General features: G+C 71.9%; 12 protein-coding genes and 2 tRNA genes. 3 read left to right on the forward strand and 11 right to left on the reverse strand.

Annotation, left to right across the window (positions count from 1 at the left end):
- Positions 1–835: 835 nt before the first annotated feature.
- From AC07FK_RS08580 to leuS, 3 genes are all read right to left on the reverse strand, one after another.
- A complete protein-coding gene (locus AC07FK_RS08580; protein WP_479103713.1) occupies positions 836–1,681 on the reverse strand; it encodes a DegV family protein in 846 nt (281 codons plus the stop codon).
- A gap of 239 nt (positions 1,682–1,920) precedes the next feature.
- A complete protein-coding gene (locus tag AC07FK_RS08585) occupies positions 1,921–2,709 on the reverse strand; it encodes a hypothetical protein (RefSeq protein ID WP_479103715.1) in 789 nt (262 codons plus the stop codon).
- A gap of 199 nt (positions 2,710–2,908) precedes the next feature.
- Positions 2,909–5,773 (reverse strand): leucine--tRNA ligase, encoded by a 2,865-nt coding sequence (leuS, locus tag AC07FK_RS08590; RefSeq protein WP_479103717.1) that lies wholly within the window; start codon positions 5,771–5,773, stop codon positions 2,909–2,911.
- A 510-nt stretch (positions 5,774–6,283) separates the two neighbouring features.
- Between leuS and AC07FK_RS08595 the strand changes: the two genes are divergently transcribed.
- Together AC07FK_RS08595 and AC07FK_RS08600 are read left to right on the forward strand one after the other, a co-directional pair.
- A complete protein-coding gene (locus tag AC07FK_RS08595) occupies positions 6,284–7,747 on the forward strand; it encodes a ferric reductase-like transmembrane domain-containing protein (RefSeq protein ID WP_479103719.1) in 1,464 nt (487 codons plus the stop codon).
- A complete protein-coding gene (locus AC07FK_RS08600) occupies positions 7,744–9,321 on the forward strand; it encodes an NADH-ubiquinone oxidoreductase-F iron-sulfur binding region domain-containing protein (protein WP_479103721.1) in 1,578 nt (525 codons plus the stop codon). Before AC07FK_RS08595 ends, AC07FK_RS08600 begins: the two co-directional genes overlap by 4 nt.
- 52 nt (positions 9,322–9,373) lie before the next feature.
- Here the strand turns inward: AC07FK_RS08600 and AC07FK_RS08605 are convergent.
- Positions 9,374–9,446 (reverse strand) — tRNA-Ala (locus tag AC07FK_RS08605).
- Between the two features lie 127 nt (positions 9,447–9,573).
- On the opposite strand from AC07FK_RS08605, the gene AC07FK_RS08610 reads away from it, so the two are divergent.
- Positions 9,574–10,803 (forward strand): glycosyltransferase 87 family protein, encoded by a 1,230-nt coding sequence (locus AC07FK_RS08610; RefSeq protein ID WP_479103722.1) that lies wholly within the window; start codon positions 9,574–9,576, stop codon positions 10,801–10,803.
- Here AC07FK_RS08610 and AC07FK_RS08615 read toward each other — a convergent pair.
- From AC07FK_RS08615 to nadD, 7 genes are all read right to left on the reverse strand, one after another.
- Complete coding sequence (locus tag AC07FK_RS08615; protein WP_028813478.1) at positions 10,772–11,005, reverse strand: hypothetical protein; 234 nt, start codon at positions 11,003–11,005, stop codon at positions 10,772–10,774. The two genes, AC07FK_RS08610 and AC07FK_RS08615, sit on opposite strands and share 32 nt — an antisense overlap.
- A 3-nt stretch (positions 11,006–11,008) precedes the next feature.
- Positions 11,009–11,164 carry a hypothetical protein gene (locus tag AC07FK_RS08620; protein ID WP_453404209.1) on the reverse strand — a complete coding sequence of 52 codons (156 nt, stop codon included), beginning with the start codon at positions 11,162–11,164 and terminating at the stop codon, positions 11,009–11,011.
- A gap of 301 nt (positions 11,165–11,465) precedes the next feature.
- Positions 11,466–11,538: transfer RNA gene (locus tag AC07FK_RS08625), tRNA-Ala, on the reverse strand.
- A 70-nt stretch (positions 11,539–11,608) separates the two neighbouring features.
- Positions 11,609–12,277 carry a histidine phosphatase family protein gene (locus AC07FK_RS08630; RefSeq protein WP_479103946.1) on the reverse strand — a complete coding sequence of 223 codons (669 nt, stop codon included), beginning with the start codon at positions 12,275–12,277 and terminating at the stop codon, positions 11,609–11,611.
- A complete protein-coding gene (rsfS, locus tag AC07FK_RS08635; RefSeq protein WP_479103948.1) occupies positions 12,274–12,711 on the reverse strand; it encodes a ribosome silencing factor in 438 nt (145 codons plus the stop codon). The genes AC07FK_RS08630 and rsfS overlap by 4 nt, the downstream gene beginning before the upstream one ends.
- Before the next feature lie 68 nt (positions 12,712–12,779).
- Positions 12,780–14,432, reverse strand: coding sequence for an LCP family protein (locus AC07FK_RS08640; protein WP_479103724.1), 1,653 nt, complete (start codon positions 14,430–14,432; stop codon positions 12,780–12,782).
- A 52-nt stretch (positions 14,433–14,484) separates the two neighbouring features.
- On the reverse strand, positions 14,485–15,099 hold the full coding sequence (gene nadD, locus AC07FK_RS08645) for a nicotinate-nucleotide adenylyltransferase (protein ID WP_479103726.1): 615 nt from the start codon (positions 15,097–15,099) through the stop codon (positions 14,485–14,487).
- Between the last annotated feature and the right edge of the window lie 29 nt (positions 15,100–15,128).

The raw sequence follows: 15,128 nt of genomic DNA on the forward strand, positions 1-15,128 counted from the left end.
GCGCCCGCCCCATGCCGCGGCCACGTGCCGGTGCCTCACCGCCCGCACGATCGTCGGGCGCCGGCACAGGCACCGGAACATCCACCGGCGCTTCGGCGCCCCCGTCCCCCGCTTCCACCGGCCCGGGCACCGGATCCGGGCGCCCCGCCCCGGCGGCTACCACCCGCACCCCACCGGTGTGCCCGATGCCCGCAGCGCGCGCCGGCCCCGGCGGGGTCCGAGGAGGCGCCGCACGCGCCCCGACCCGCGAGAAAGCTCCCGAGCCGGAAGGCAACGAGCCCGCGGGAAGCGAGGAGGAGCGGCCCGGGTCGGCAGCGACCCGCCCGGGTGCACCCGGCGCAGCAGGCAGCGGCGTTCGGGAAACCGGCAGGGGCACGATCGGCGCACGAGTCGTACGCCTGTCGGCCCGGGGTGGGCGTCCGCGCGGTGGCGGCTCGAAGAGCGCCTCCGCCCGGCGGCGCAACGCCGCCGAAGCGGCGGCCTCCTGGACGCGGCGGCGCAGAAGCCGCCCGCCCCGGCCGGCCCCCGGGCGGGGCCGGGCACCAAAAGCGCGGCCGTCGGAGGCCCGGCTGTCGGAAGCAGGGGCGCGGCCCGGGCCACTGGTGGCGGAATGTGAACGTGAGCGTGTGTGAGGAGCCATGCCACGAGACGCTAGGCACATCCGTCCGGACCCGCTGATCATGGTCAATTCCGGTGGAGAACCCCGCGGTTGTGGATATCTCCGCCACCCGGAAGGCGGACGTTCAGCCTCAGCCCGCGCAACCACGACGCGGGTGACGCGCAACCCGGACCCCGGCAACACGCGCCCCAGCCCCCGGTGGGGCGCGGCCGGACCTCAGTGCGGCGCGACCACCACCGCCAGCAGCCCCGGTCCCGTGTGCGCGCCGATCACCGCCCCCACCTCGCTGACGTGCAGCTCGGCCAGGCCGCCGATCCGGACGCGCAGCCGCTCCGCCAGCCGTTCGGCCCGCTCGGGAGCCGCGAGGTGGTGCACCGCGATGTCCACGCGTCGGGTGCCCGCCCGCTCCGCGACGAGCTCCTCCAGCCGGGCGATGGCCTTGGAGGCCGTCCGTACCTTCTCCAGCATCTCGATACGACCGCCGTCCAGTTCCAGCAGCGGCTTCACGGCGAGGGCCGAGCCCAGCAGCGCCTGCGCCGCGCCGATGCGGCCACCGCGGCGCAGGTAGTCCAGCGTGTCCACGTAGAAGTACGCCGACATCCCTGCCGCGCGCTTCTCCGCGGCGGCCACCGCCTCGTCGGCCGTGCCGCCCGCCTCGGCCGCCTCCGCCGCCGACAGCGCGCAGAAACCGAGGGCCATCGCGACCATGCCGGTGTCCACGACCCGCACCGGCACCGGCGCGTCCCGGGCGGCGAGCACGGCGGCGTCGTACGTGCCGGAGAACTCGGAGGACAGGTGCAGCGACACGATCCCCTGCGCCCCCGCCTCAGCGGCCGCGCGGTAGGCGGCGGCGAACACTTCGGGGCTCGGCCGGGACGTCGTCACGGACCGGCGCTTCTGCAGGGCTTGGGCCAGCGACCGGGCGGAGATCTCGGTGCCCTCTTCGAGGGCCCGGTCGCCGATGACGACGGTCAGCGGCACCGCGGTGATGCCGTGCCGCTCCATCGTCTGCTGCGGCAGGTAGGCCGTTGAATCGGTGACGATCGCGACATGGCGGGACATGAGCGGGAGGTTACCCGGCGGGGGCGCCCGGCGGCAGTCCGGGCCCGCCCAATGATCCGCCCGGGTGCCGGAACTGTCCCGGAACGGCCTCGGAAGGTTGCAGACGGCGCCACATGCGCAGTCGGGGACAGTGCCCACCGAACCGGTGCCGAACCGACGGACGGCCTCCGACGGCTCCCTGCGGACGACGGTCTCGGACCGTACGCACGGGACGCTCTCGGAAAGTCCCCCAAACAGGCTCAGACGGTGCCCTCCGGGCGGGCCGTCTTCTCCCACGGGTACGTCGGCTGCCACTGCGGGTCACGAGCCGTGATCGCCTGGGGCCCGGAGGCCGCCCGGCGCGCCGCCTCATCCTCCTGGGACCCCTGCGCCCGGCGGCCGGCACCCTTGCCGGCCCCACCGGGCCCGCCGGCCCCAGCAGCCTCAGCCGTGCCCGCACCCGCCTCGTCCGCCGCCCGGGAAGCATCGGCGTCAGGCCCCGTGGCCCAGTGCCGCAGCGCCCCGGACTCCACCTCGATCTGCGCGCTCAGGGACGCGAGGTCGTCGTCGGCGAACCGCTGGGCCCGGTCCCGCGCCGCCCACCGGAGGGAATCGGCCGCGTGCGTCACCCGTTCCGTACGCTCCCGCAGTTCCGGCAGCCGCTCCCCGACCCGCGCCTTGTCCGGCTCGCGCTCCAGCCGCTTCAGGTCGTCGTCCAGTTCGTGTCCGTGGGCGCTCAGCCGCTCGAACAGGGCGACGGACTCCGACAGGGACGCGTCCTCCGCGACGCCCGCGTTCAGCGCCTCTCGGGTGGCCCTCATCGACGTACGCAGGTCGAGCCTCAGCTGTGCCAGTTCCCCGGCGACCCCCACCTGCCCGAAGCTCTTCGCACGCAGGGTGGTGTCCTCGACGGTGCGCCGCGCCTGCGTGATCTTGCGGTCCATGCCGCGCTTGGCCGCGCCGACCGCCTTCACGCTCACGTACACCCCCGCCGACACGAACGCCACGCAAAGCAGCGCCAGAATGAGGATCAGCGTGACGGCGTCCATGAGCGCCCCTCCGTTTGTCGGTCCACTCGGCTCGCGTGTGGTCTCTCCACCGTAAACGGAACGGGCAGGCCGAGGGTTCCATCGCAACCCTCGACCTACCCGTAGGGGAAAGCCCTGGCACCCGCCGGTCCCCGCCGCCGCGTGCGCGGCGAAGCCGGCCGCCCCGGCCCCGCCTACCCGGCGAAGCCCGGCGCCGCGATCACGCGGGAACGATGTTGACCAGCTTCGGGGCCCGCACGATCACCTTGCGGATCCCCGCGCCGCCCAGCGCCGCGACTACCGCCGGGTCGCCCAGCGCCAGCTTCTCCAGCTCGTCGTCGCCGATCGACGGGGAGATCTCCAGACGCGCCTTGACCTTGCCCTTGACCTGCACCACGCACGTCACGGTCTCGTCCACGACGTACGCCGGGTCGGCGACCGGGAAGTCCTGGTACACCACGGAGTCCGTGTGCCCCAGCTTGCGCCACAGTTCCTCGGCGATGTGCGGTGCCAGCGGCGCGACCAGCAGCACCAGCCGCTCGGCCACCGACCGCGACAGCGGGCCGCCGGCCTTCGTCAGGTGGTTGTTCAGCTCGGTGACCTTGGCGATGGCGGTGTTGAAACGCATCCCCGCCATGTCCTGGCCCGCGCCGTCGATCGCCTTGTGCAGCGCCCGCAGCGTGTCCTCGTCGGGCTCCGTGTCGACCACCGTGACCTCGCCCGTCGTCTCGTCGACGATGTTGCGCCACAGCCGCTGCAGCAGCCGGTACTGGCCGACCACCGCACGGGTGTCCCACGGCCGCGACACGTCCAGCGGGCCCATCGCCATCTCGTACAGGCGCAGCGTGTCCGCGCCGTACTCGGCGGAGATCTCGTCCGGGGTGACGGCGTTCTTCAGGGACTTGCCCATCTTGCCCAGGACGCGGCTGACCTTCTCGCCCTGGTACCAGAACGCGCCGTCGCGCTCCTCGACCTCCGCCGCGGGCACCGCGATGCCGCGCGAGTCACGGTAGACGAACGCCTGGATCATGCCCTGGTTGTACAGCTTGTGGAACGGCTCGGCCGACGAGACGTGTCCCAGGTCGAACAGCACCTTCGACCAGAACCGCGCGTACAGCAGGTGCAGCACGGCGTGCTCGGCGCCACCGACATACAGGTCCACGCCGCCGTGCGGCATGCCCTCGCGCGGCCCCATCCAGTACTGCTCGACCGCCGGGTCGACCAGCTTCTCCCTGTTGTTCGGGTCCAGGTAGCGCAGCTCGTACCAGCAGGAACCCGCCCAGTTGGGCATGGTGTTGGTCTCGCGCCGGTACTTCTTCGGACCGTCGCCCAGGTCCAGGGTGACGTTCACCCAGTCCTCGTTGCGCGACAGCGGCGTCTCCGGAACGGTGTTCGCGTCGTCCGGGTCGAACGTGCGCGGCGAGTAGTCCTCGACCTCCGGCAGCTCCAGCGGCAGCATCGACTCGGGCAGCGGGTGGGCGATGCCGTCCTCGTCGTAGACGATCGGGAAGGGCTCGCCCCAGTACCGCTGACGGCTGAACAGCCAGTCGCGCAGCCGGTAGTTGACGGTGCCCTCTCCGATGCCGCGCGCGGCCAGCCATTCGGTGATCTTCGCCTTGGCCTCGACGACGCCCAGCCCGTCCAGCGAGATGTCCTGGCCGGCGGAGTTCACGATCCTGGCGTCGTACGAGGCGAACGCGTCGTCCCACTCGGCCGGGTCCGTGCCCCGCCCGTCCGACGGCTCGACGACGCACCGCATCGGCAGCTCGAAGGCGCGCGCGAAGGCGAAGTCGCGGGAGTCGTGCGCCGGTACGGCCATGATCGCGCCGGTGCCGTAGCCCATCAGCACGTAGTCCGCGATGAAGACGGGGACCTGCTCGCCGCTGACCGGGTTGACCGCGAACGCGCCGGTGAAGACGCCGGTCTTGTCCTTGGCCTCGGCCTGCCGCTCCACGTCCGACTTGGAGGCGGCCTGTGCGCGGTACGCGGCGACGGCCTCGGCCGGGGTGGCGTGACCGCCGGTCCACACGTCGTGCGTGCCCTCGGGCCAGGCCGCCGGGACGATCTTCCCGACCAGGTCGTGCTCGGGCGCCAGCACCATGTACGTCGCGCCGAACAGGGTGTCCTGACGGGTGGTGAAGACGGTGATCGCGTCGTCGCCCACGGCGAAGTCGACGCGCGCGCCCTCGCTGCGCCCGATCCAGTTGCGCTGCTGCAGCTTGATCGCCTCGGGCCAGTCCAGGCCGTCCAGGTCGTTCAGCAGGCGGTCCGAGTAAGCGGTGATGCGCATGTTCCACTGGCGCAGCTTGGCCTTGAAGACGGGGAAGTTGCCGCGCTCCGAACGGCCGTCGGCGGTGACTTCCTCGTTGGCCAGTACGGTGCCCAGGCCCGGCGCCCAGTTGACGGGCGCGTCGGAGGCGTACGCCAGGCGGTACCCGCCCAGGACGTCGGCGCGCTCGGCGGCGCTCAGCTCACTCCACGGGCGCGCGTCCGGCGTCGCACGCTCCCCGCTCTCGAACTGCGCCACCAGCTCCGCGATCGGCCGGGCGCGGTCCGCCTCCTTGTCGTACCAGGAGTTGAAGATCTGCAGGAAGATCCACTGGGTCCACTTGTAGTAGTCCGGGTCGATCGTCGCGACGGAGCGGCGCTTGTCGTGGCCCAGGCCCAGCCGGCGCAGCTGCTGCTTCATGTTGTCCATGGCGGCCTCGGTCGACACCCGGGGGTGCGTGCCGGTGGCGACCGCGTGCTGCTCGGCGGGCAGGCCGAAGGCGTCGAAGCCCAGGGTGTGCAGTACGTTGTGGCCCGTCATGCGCTGGTACCGGGCGTACACGTCGGTGGCGATGTAGCCCAGGGGGTGACCGACGTGCAGTCCCGCGCCCGAGGGGTACGGGAACATGTCCATGATGAACTTCTTGGGCATGGCGGCCAGCTCCGGGTCGCCCGCCAGATCCCCGCTGGGGTTCGGCGCCTCGTACGTGCCCTCGGCGTCCCAGAAGTCCTGCCAGCGTGCCTCGATGTCAGCAGCCATCGCGGCCGTGTAGCGGTGCGGTGCTGCCACCTCGGCAGCAGAATTCGTCTCGCTCATGATCCTCAAAGCTCCATCGATCGTCTCTGCCAGCGGCTGCGACATTCAGGCTGTGACGTTCAGCGAATGAACTGTGACGTTCAGCCAATGAAAAATCCCCTCGCACAGGAGGGGACGCCGCGCCGATTCCGACCGGATCTCTCATCCGCCGGGACTGATCAGCGCGGCTCGCTAAGCAGAAGGCGTACGGCACGCATGGCGTCAGGGTACCGCAGCGGCCGAGAGGGACGCATCGACTGTCCGTCCCACGCACCGGGCACCCCTTGCCACCGGGGTTACTCCGCGTATCGGCCCTATCCGGGGCAGCGTCCGAGCAAGTTTTCCCTCTTCCTGAACGCCAAACCCCCAAACCTCGTACTGCTTGGTATGGGCCGACCTAGCATGCGGCAACGGGACACTTTGCCGAACCATTCGGAGTCGCCCCTCATGAACCCGCACCGAAAAATTCAAACCTCCCTGGCTTTCCCTCCCTTGAGCCGGGCCGCACAAGGAGGCCTCACAGCCGCGGCGTTGATCCTCATACCCCTGTTCGCCGTCTTCGGCAGCGACAGTCTGCGCGCCGCACTCGACTTCACCACCGGCGTCCTCTCCCTGGTCTCCCTGACCGCCGCCGTCGTCTGGGGCCTGATCGCGACGGACCGGATGCTGCTGCGGCCGCGCCACCGGCTCCTCGCCCAGGGCGTCCACCGTGCCACCGCGGTCGCGTCCATCGGCTTCCTCCTGCTGCACGTGACGGTCAAGGTCGCGCTGGGACACGTCGCCCTCCTGGGCGCGCTGATCCCCTTCGGCCTCGGAGTCAGCGGTACGTCGGGCCTCATCGGATTCGGCTCGCTCGCCGGCATCCTCATGGTCGTCGCCGCCTCCACCGGCGCCATGCGCAGTGCCTTCGCCACGCCGGGACGCATCGCGGGCCGCTGGCGGTCGCTGCACATGGTGGCGTACCCGGCCTGGGCGTCGGCCCTGGTCCACGGCCTGTTCGCGGGCCGGCCCGCCGCCGGGTGGGTCGTCACGATGTACGCCCTGGCCCTCACGGCGGTCGTCGGCGTCCTCTCGCTGCGCCTGCTGCCCCCGCCGCTCAAGCGCACGATCGCCGACCGGATGGTGGCTCTCGTCACCACCCGCTCCCTGGCCCCGGCGCCCGAAGCGGCGGCCCGGGACTCCTCGGTGTCCCCGCTGCCCGGCGGCGGGTTCGCACCGCCGCAGGAGCCGCCGCGGCCGCAGCCCGAGCAGCTGTTCCGGGAGGACCCGCCGGCCGCGCCGCAGCGCCTCGCGGCACCGGCGCCACCCCTCTACGAGGCGGGGCGCTCCTCGGACGGTCTACGCGCGGGGACAGGCACCGGCATATCCGCCGGGTACCGCGCCGTGTCGGCCTCGGCCGCGTCGGCGCCCACCGAGCGGATCCCCCTCGCGGAGCAGATCCCCATGACGGAGGAGATACCCGTCCAGACGGCCCCCGCGCCTCCGCGCTGGCCCACCCCCTCGCCCCCGCCCCCCGCGCAGGCCGCACGCCCCCCGTACGATCCGGACCGCGCGGCGTACGGCCCGGGAGCCGTCCCGGCGCCGGACCTGCCCGGGTACGCCCCCGGCGGCGTACCGGACGCTCCCGGGAACGGCCGAAACGGCGAGAGCGACGCTCACTGGAACAGCCCGAACCACGAACCCGACGCCCCTTGGAACAGCGCTTCCCCGGAAACCGACGTTCCCTGGAACAGCCCGAACCCGGAAACCGACGTTCCCTGGAACAGCCCGTCCCAGGAAACGGACGTTCCCTGGAACGGTTCCACGCCCGGAACCGACGCCCCCTGGAACAGCCGGAACGCCGCACCCGGCGTTCCCGCGTACACCCCGGACGCCCCGGCCACCCCCACCGGACCGCTTCCCCACCCCCTCGACACCACCGAGCCCGCGCCGGGTCCGCTCTACCGGCCCGCCGCCGGAGAGCCCTGGCACGCACCCGCAGGAGACCGACGTTGAACGTCCCCCTTCCCGACGTCCCCGAAGTACGCGTAGTCGGCCTTCCCCAGCTGACCACCGGCTTCGACCTGGTCGAGCGTCTCGACCTCGGCATGCACCTGAAGGTGCACGGCCCCCTGGAGCCGATGGGCGGCGAGCGCCTGGCCGAGCTCGCCGACCAGATCTCGCTGACCGGGCGCGGCGGCGCCGGCTTCCCCTTCGGCAGGAAACTGCGGGCCGTCGCCAAGGCGTCCATCCGGCGCGGAGTGCGCCCCGTGGTCGTCATCAACGGCAGCGAGGGCGAGCCCGCCTGCCGCAAGGACACCGTCCTGCTCAACCGAGCCCCCCACCTGGCGCTCGACGGAGCCCTGCTGGCGGCCGAGGCACTCGGCGCCCGCACTCTGATCGTCGGCGTCACCCGCAACTCGACCGAGGCGTCCATACGCGCGGCCTTCGCCGAGCGCGGCCTGTCCGACCGGCGCGGCCAGCAGCTGCGCGCACGGATCGTCCGCACCCCGGAGCGCATGGTCTCCGGCGAGGCGTCGTCCCTGATCCGCGCCGCGAACGGCGGCCCCGCGCTCCCGCCCGGGCGCCGCGAACGCGCCTCGGAGACGGGCGTGGGAGGCGCGCCGACACTGCTGTCCAACACGGAGACCTTCGCGCAGCTCGCCGTCGCCGCCCGCATAGGCGCCCGCCGGTACGGCCACACCGGCCTGGAGAACGAGCCGGGCACAGTCATGCTCACCGTCTCCGGGGCCGTCTCGCGCCCCATGGTGGTCGAGGTCCCCACGGGCGTGCCGCTGCGTTACGTCCTCCAGATGGCCGGCGCGCCGCCGCTCCCCCAGGGCGTGTTGACAGGCGGCTACCACGGCAACTGGATCGACGCGGTCGCCGCGCACGACGCCGTGATCTCCCGGGAGTCCCTCGCCTCCTTCGGCGGCGCCCTCGGCGCGGGCGCGATCCTGCCCATCGGCCCCGAGACGTGTCCGCTGGGCGAGTCGCTGCGCGTAGCGAACTGGCTGGCCGCCGAGACGGCGGGCCAGTGCGGCCCCTGCCGCCTGGGCCTGCCCGCCGCCGCCGGCGGCCTGTCCGACGTGCTCAACGGCGGCGGCCAGGCGGCCCTGGAGGCGCTGCGCGAGGTGACGCAGGCCGTGAAGGGCCGCGGCGCGTGCAAGCACCCCGACGGCTCGGTGCGCTTCTTCGTGTCCACCCTCAACGCCTTCACCGACGACCTGGCCGCGCACGTCCTGGGCGGCGGTTGCGGCCGCGAGACGATGGGCGTACTGCCGCTGCCGGGTCCCGGTTACGAGGAGGAGGGCATCCCGAGTGGCGAGAAGTTCGCGGTGGACTGGACGCTCTGCAAGGGCCACGGCCTGTGCGCGGACATCGCACCCGAGCTGATCCGGCTCGGCCCCGACGGCTACCCGGCGCTCGCGGACGCATCGGTTCCGGTGCATCTGCGCGGCCGTGCGCAGCGTGCCGTACGCCGCTGCCCCGAGCTGGCGCTGCGCATCGAGCAGGAGGCCCCGGAGCGCCCGGCGCGTCCCGCACTGCCGCCCGGCGGCCGGAAGGCCCTGGGCAGCGGCAGAGGCTGACCCGGACACGAAAAGGTCCCCCGGTCGATTCGACCGGGGGACCTTCGTCCTGTGGAGCTAAGGAGAATTGAACTCCTGACCTCCTGCATGCCATGCAGGCGCTCTACCAACTGAGCTATAGCCCCTTGCGTTCTGCCGCCCTGCGGGTTTCCCCGGCGGCTCCGCCAACATTACACGGTCCCCCGGGTGCTCCACCAAATCCTTTGTCCGCACACCCGTTCTGTCCCCATACGCCCGGTACTGTCAGCCAGCGTGACCGTGACCGCGCAGACCGCAGCCGCCCGCCCCACCGTCGCCCGGCGGCCGATAATCGTCGCCGGCTCGGTCTGTCTGCTCTCCTTCGCGGCCTTCTGGACGGCCCAGACCGCCGCCGGAGTCTCGATGATCGACCTGATGGTCTACCGGGCCGAGGGCGAGACCGTACGGGCGGGCCGGGACCTCTACGCCATGCGCGCCACCGAGGCGAACCTGCCGAACACCTACCCCCCTTTCGCCGCCCTGCTGTTCACCCCGCTGACGCTCCTCGGCGTTCCCGAGATGCGCGTCCTCGCCACCGCCGCGAACCTCCTGCTGCTCGTCGGCCTCGTACGCCTCTCCCTGCGCCTGGTGGGCCGCGAGAGCGGCGCCGCCGTCCTGTTGACCGCCGCGCTCGCCGTCTGGTGCGAACCGGTGTGGACGACGCTGCGGTACGGGCAGGTCAACCTGCTCCTCGCGACGGCCGTGCTGTGGGACCTCACCCGCCGCGAAGGCCACCGCTGGGCCGGGGCGGGCATCGGGCTCGCCGCCGCGATGAAGCTCACACCGGCCCTCTTCGCGGTCTTCCTCCTGATCACCGGTCTCGTACGGTCACGCGGCGCCCTGCGTGGCCCGGCCCGCAATCCGTGGCTGCGGCAGGCCGGGACCGCCGCCGCCGTCTTCCTCGCCGCCACCGTCACCTCGGCGGCCGTCCTGCCGTACGACTCGTACCGCTACTGGACCCGGATGATCTTCGAGGCGAGCCGGGTGGGCCACGCCGAGGACACCGCCAACCAGTCCCTGCGCGGCGTGCTGGCCCGGCTGCTGCACTCCGGCGATCCAGGTGTGTGGTGGGCCGTCGCGGCCGGCCTGACGGCCGTGGCGGGCGTCGCGGTCGCCGTGGCGGCCGAACTGCGCGGCGAGCGGGCCGGGGCGGTGGTCGCCTGCGCGGTGACCGCGCTGCTTGTCAGCCCGGTGTCCTGGTCGCACCACTGGGTGTGGTGCGTGCCCGTGGCCCTGTTCCTGGCCGCGCGCGGCCGCACCGGGGGCGCGGTGGCGGCGGCCGCGGTGTTCTGTTCGTACGCGCTGTGGTGGGTTCCGCACGGCCCAGGCCGGCTCGAACTCGCCCAGGGACCCGGCCAGATGGCCCTGTCGGCGCTCTACCCGCTGGTGGCCCTCGCCGCGCTGTTCGCGGTGCTGACGGCGTCCGGCGGGGTCAGGCCGTGGCGAACGAGTAGAAGCGCTTGAGGGTGCAGTGCTCGTCGAGCAGCCGTCCGTAGATCGGCTCCCCTTCGAGTTCGCGGTACGTCTCGATGGGGTCGCCTTTTATGATCAGCGCCCGGGCGCATTCCTCGCACCAGTACTGATAGTCGGCGTTGACGGGTTCCATGTCCCTGACGATGGGCGTGCCACTGCCGCACCAGTCGCATTTCCGCCTGTGTGCGCCCATCACTCAGGTCCAGCTGTGGCGGCAGGCCGTGCACACGTACGAGATACCTCCGTTGTCGCTGCCGGGCAGACCACGGACCGCATCGAGGATGCTCGCGGGCATCGCGCTCTCCCTCCCCATCAGACCGTCGTCCCCCTCCGGCGGGTCCGATTCTGCCATGGCTCCGCAAGGGGGGCAGCGGCGTGGGCGCAGGAGGTCCGCCACAGCTTCGAAGATCGGTGCCGCGGCGGCCGCAGGAGCACATACCCACAGCGCACCGGCGTACGCGTGCGTCCGGGCTCATTCGGTCCGGACGGGAGGACGACGGCGCAGGTGCCGTACGCGCGCCCCGGCCCCCGGGGCCCCGAACCGCCTCCGCCCGTACACCGGTTGAAAGGGTCGCGGCACCGCGGAAGCGATCCCCGGACCGGTACAACGAGGAATCCCGGCCCCTCCTGGAGGAGGGACCGGGATCCGATTGTGGAGCTAAGGAGAATTGAACTCCTGACCTCCTGCATGCCATGCAGGCGCTCTACCAACTGAGCTATAGCCCCGCTGTTCTCCGCGCTGTGCGCTGCGAACAAGAAGAACTTTAGCCTGCGACCTGCCAGAAAGTGAAATCCGTCAGTCGTCGTCCCCGAGCACGGGTTCCGGAAGCGTCCCGGCGTTGTGCTCCAGGAGCCGCCAGCCGCGCGCGCCTTCACCCAGTACCGACCAGCAGCAGTTGGAAAGCCCGCCGAGACCCTCCCAGTGGTACGACTCCAGACCGAGGAGCCGGCCGATGGTGGTGCGGATGGTGCCGCCGTGGCTGACGACGACCAGCGTGCCGCCGTCGGTCAGCTTGTCGGCGTGCGCGAGCACGACAGGAGCCGCCCGGTCGGCGACCTCCGTCTCCAGCTCGCCGCCACCGCGCCGCACGGCCTCGCCGCGCTTCCACGCCGCGTACTGCTCGCCGAACCGCTCGATGATCTCGTCGTGCGTCAGTCCCTGCCAGGCGCCCGCGTACGTCTCGCGCAGACCGGCGTCGTGCGTCACGTCGAGGCCGGTCAGCGCCGACAGCTCACTGGCCGTGGCCGCCGCCCGCTTGAGGTCGGACGCGATGATCGCGTCCGGCTTCAGGGAGGCGAGCAGCCTGGCGGCCCGGCGCGCCTGCGCGACGCCGGTCTCGGTGAGCTCGATGTCGGTGCTGCCCTGGAAGCGGCGCTCCAGGTTCCACGCGGTCTGGCCGTGCCGCCACAGGACGATGCGGCGGCCGCGCCCCTTCTTGCCGGTTCCGGCGTCGCTGCCGTTCAGCTCAGGTCTCCGTCCACTTCACCGGCCGCACGCAGCTTGGCGTGCTCCTCGGCCCGGCCCCGGGTCTTCACGGCGTCCTCGGGGAGCGTGATCTCGGGGCAGTCCTTCCACAGGCGCTCCAGCGCGTAGAAGACACGCTCCTCGCTGTGCTGGACGTGGACGACGATGTCGACGTAGTCGAGGAGCACCCAGCGGGCCTCGCGGTCGCCCTCGCGACGCACGGGCTTCGCGCCGAGCTCCTTGTTCAGCCGCTCCTCGATCTCGTCGACGATCGACTTGACCTGGCGGTCGTTGGGCGCCGAGGCGACCAGGAAGGCGTCGGTGATGGACAGCACATCGCTCACGTCGTAGGCGATGATGTCGTGCGCGAGCCGGTCGGCGGCCGCCTGGGCGGCGGCGTTGATGAGCTCGATGGAACGGTCAGTGGCGGTCACTAGCAGGCTTTCGTCGGCGGTCAGAGATACCTCCAGGGTCTCACGGACCGCCGACAGCCCCGACGGCATTACTTCACCTTGAAATCCTGGCCCAGTACGACCGTCACGTCGGCGGTCGCGGCCGCCTTGCCCTTGCGCACCGCGCCCGGCGGCAGGCCCAGCGTCTTCGCGACCTCCTCGGCCGCCGTTTTCTGGGCCGCGTCGCCATAGCTGACCTGCGACGACGTGATGGGCGTGCCGGCCTTTCCGGAGTCCACGAAGGTGTATCCGCCGTTGACCAGGGCAATCCTGGCGGTCTCGGTGGCGTCCGTGTCCCCGTGCGCGTTGCGGACGCCGACCCGCACGGCCGCGCCCTGCTCCGGGCTGCTGGCCGTACCGCCGAGGACGTCCTTCACCACGCTTTCGGCGGCGGAGTCGCTCAGCTTGCCGTCAGGCTGGACCGGCAGCAGGGCGGTCTCGTAGTCGCCGCTCTTGGCGTGCTCGGCGAGCTTCGCGAGCGAGGCGCCGAGGTCCTTCTCGGGCAGCGACGGGTCGAGGATCTGCGCGAGCGTGCGGACGGTGGTGGTCGCGGCCTGCGGGTCGTCCGAGATCTTCTTCAGTACGCCCTGCAGGACCCGCCCGAACCGCTGGAGCTGCTCGGCCTCCGCCTCGCCCGGCGCCCGGTACGTGGCGTACGCGACGGCCATCCGGCCGCTCAGCGTCTGCTGCTCGCCCTGCCGCACCACGGGCGACGCGCCCTTCTTGGTGTCGGGCACGTCGATGTCGGTGTCGATGTCGATGTTGCCGACCAGCTCGACGAGGTTCTCCAGGTACGGCGTGTCGAGCCGCCAGGTGCCGCCGATCCTCGTCCCGAGCACCGAACCGATCGCCTCGCGCGTGCCGGCCGTGCCGTCGTCGTCGACCGACTTGCCGACCGTGGTCGGAGTGCCGTCGTCGTTCGTGACGGAGAGCGAGTTCGGGACCAGCACGGTGGTGCCCTGTCCCGTGGTGGCGTTGTTCACGAGCAGCGCGGTCGAGGTGGCGCCCTTCGTGGTGTGCAGGTGCACCGCGATCACGTCGCGCTTCTGGGGGCCCGACGCCGCGGGCGCGGCGGCCTTCTCACCGGAGAGACCGGGCAGCATGCCCGCGTACCAGAGGTACCCGACACCGCCCACGACGACCAGGGCGACGGCCACGACCAGGGCGACGACGCGGTTGCGGCCGCGCCGCCTGGCCTCCTCGCGGCGCTCGGTGCGGCTCTCCGTGAACTTCAGCCAGTCGATGACGTCTTCGGAGTTCTCGTCCGGCTCCTCGACGAAGGAGAACTGCTCGGTGGCGTACTCGTTCGCGGGACGGCGCTGCTCGGGAACGGCGGCGGACTCGCGAGCCGGCTCGCGAACCGGCTCGGGCTCGCGCTCGGGAGCGGGCGCCGGGGCGGGCGCGGCCTGCTGAGGGATCCACTGCTGCTGGGCGGTGGCGGTGTCGTACCCGTACTGCTGCTGGTCCTGCTGCTGCCCGTACAGGTCGTACGGCGGCTGCTGCTGGGCATACGGGTCGTAGCCGTACCCCTGCTGCTGTTGCGCCTCGTACTGCTGCTGCCCGTACTGCGGGGCCTGCGGCTGGGCCTGCTGCTGGGTCTGCTGGTACACCGGCTGCCCGTACGCGTCGTAGCCGACGATCTCCGGCTGCTGCGCGTACGGATCTTGCGCGTACGGGTCGTACGGGTGGTTTCGGTCGTTCACCGGTGCCCCTCTCCCTGCTTGTCTGTGCTCCCCGTACGGCCGGGCCGACCGCTCAGTCGCGGTACAGCGCGCGCTTGTCGATGTAGCGGACGACACCGTCCGGAACCAGGTACCAGACAGGCTCGCCCGCCGCGACGCGCGCCCGGCAGTCGGTCGACGAGATCGCCAGGGCCGGCACCTCCACCAGGGACACGCCGCCCTTCGGCAGGCCGTCGTCCGTCAGGTCGTGACCGGGCCTGGTCACACCGATGAAGTGGGAGAGCGAGAACAGCTCCTCCGCGTCCCGCCAGGTGAGGATCTGGGCGAGCGCGTCGGCACCGGTGATGAAGAAAAGATCCGAGTCGCTGTTCAGCGCGCGCAGATCACGCAGCGTGTCGATGGTGTACGTCGCACCGCCGCGGTCGATGTCGATCCGGCTGACCGAGAACTGCGGGTTGGACGCCGTCGCGATGACCGTCATCAGATACCGGTCCTCCGCGAGGGAGACGTGCTTGTGGCTCTTCTGCCACGGCTGCCCGGTCGGTACGAACACCACCTCGTCGAGGTGGAACTGGGCGGCCACCTCACTGGCGGCCACCAGGTGTCCGTGATGGATCGGATCGAACGTCCCGCCCATCACGCCGAGTCGGCGCTTGCCGGAACCGCTCGGCCTCTGCTGCTCTCCCATGCGTGCAGAGCCTACTGGCCCCGTCTCGC

The sequence above is a fragment of the Streptomyces sp. NPDC046122 genome, assembly GCF_056429965.1.

Excerpts from the sequence above, each read along its gene's own strand:
- AC07FK_RS08615 (WP_028813478.1), bottom strand. The coding sequence starts at position 11,005 with ATGGGCGCACACAGGCGGAAATGCGACTGGTGCGGCAGTGGCACGCCC.
- AC07FK_RS08585 (WP_479103715.1), bottom strand. The coding sequence starts at position 2,709 with ATGGACGCCGTCACGCTGATCCTCATTCTGGCGCTGCTTTGCGTGGCG.
- nadD (WP_479103726.1), bottom strand. The coding sequence starts at position 15,099 with ATGGGAGAGCAGCAGAGGCCGAGCGGTTCCGGCAAGCGCCGACTCGGC.
- AC07FK_RS08580 (WP_479103713.1), bottom strand. The coding sequence starts at position 1,681 with ATGTCCCGCCATGTCGCGATCGTCACCGATTCAACGGCCTACCTGCCG.
- AC07FK_RS08620 (WP_453404209.1), bottom strand. The coding sequence starts at position 11,164 with ATGGCAGAATCGGACCCGCCGGAGGGGGACGACGGTCTGATGGGGAGG.
- leuS (WP_479103717.1), bottom strand. The coding sequence starts at position 5,773 with ATGAGCGAGACGAATTCTGCTGCCGAGGTGGCAGCACCGCACCGCTAC.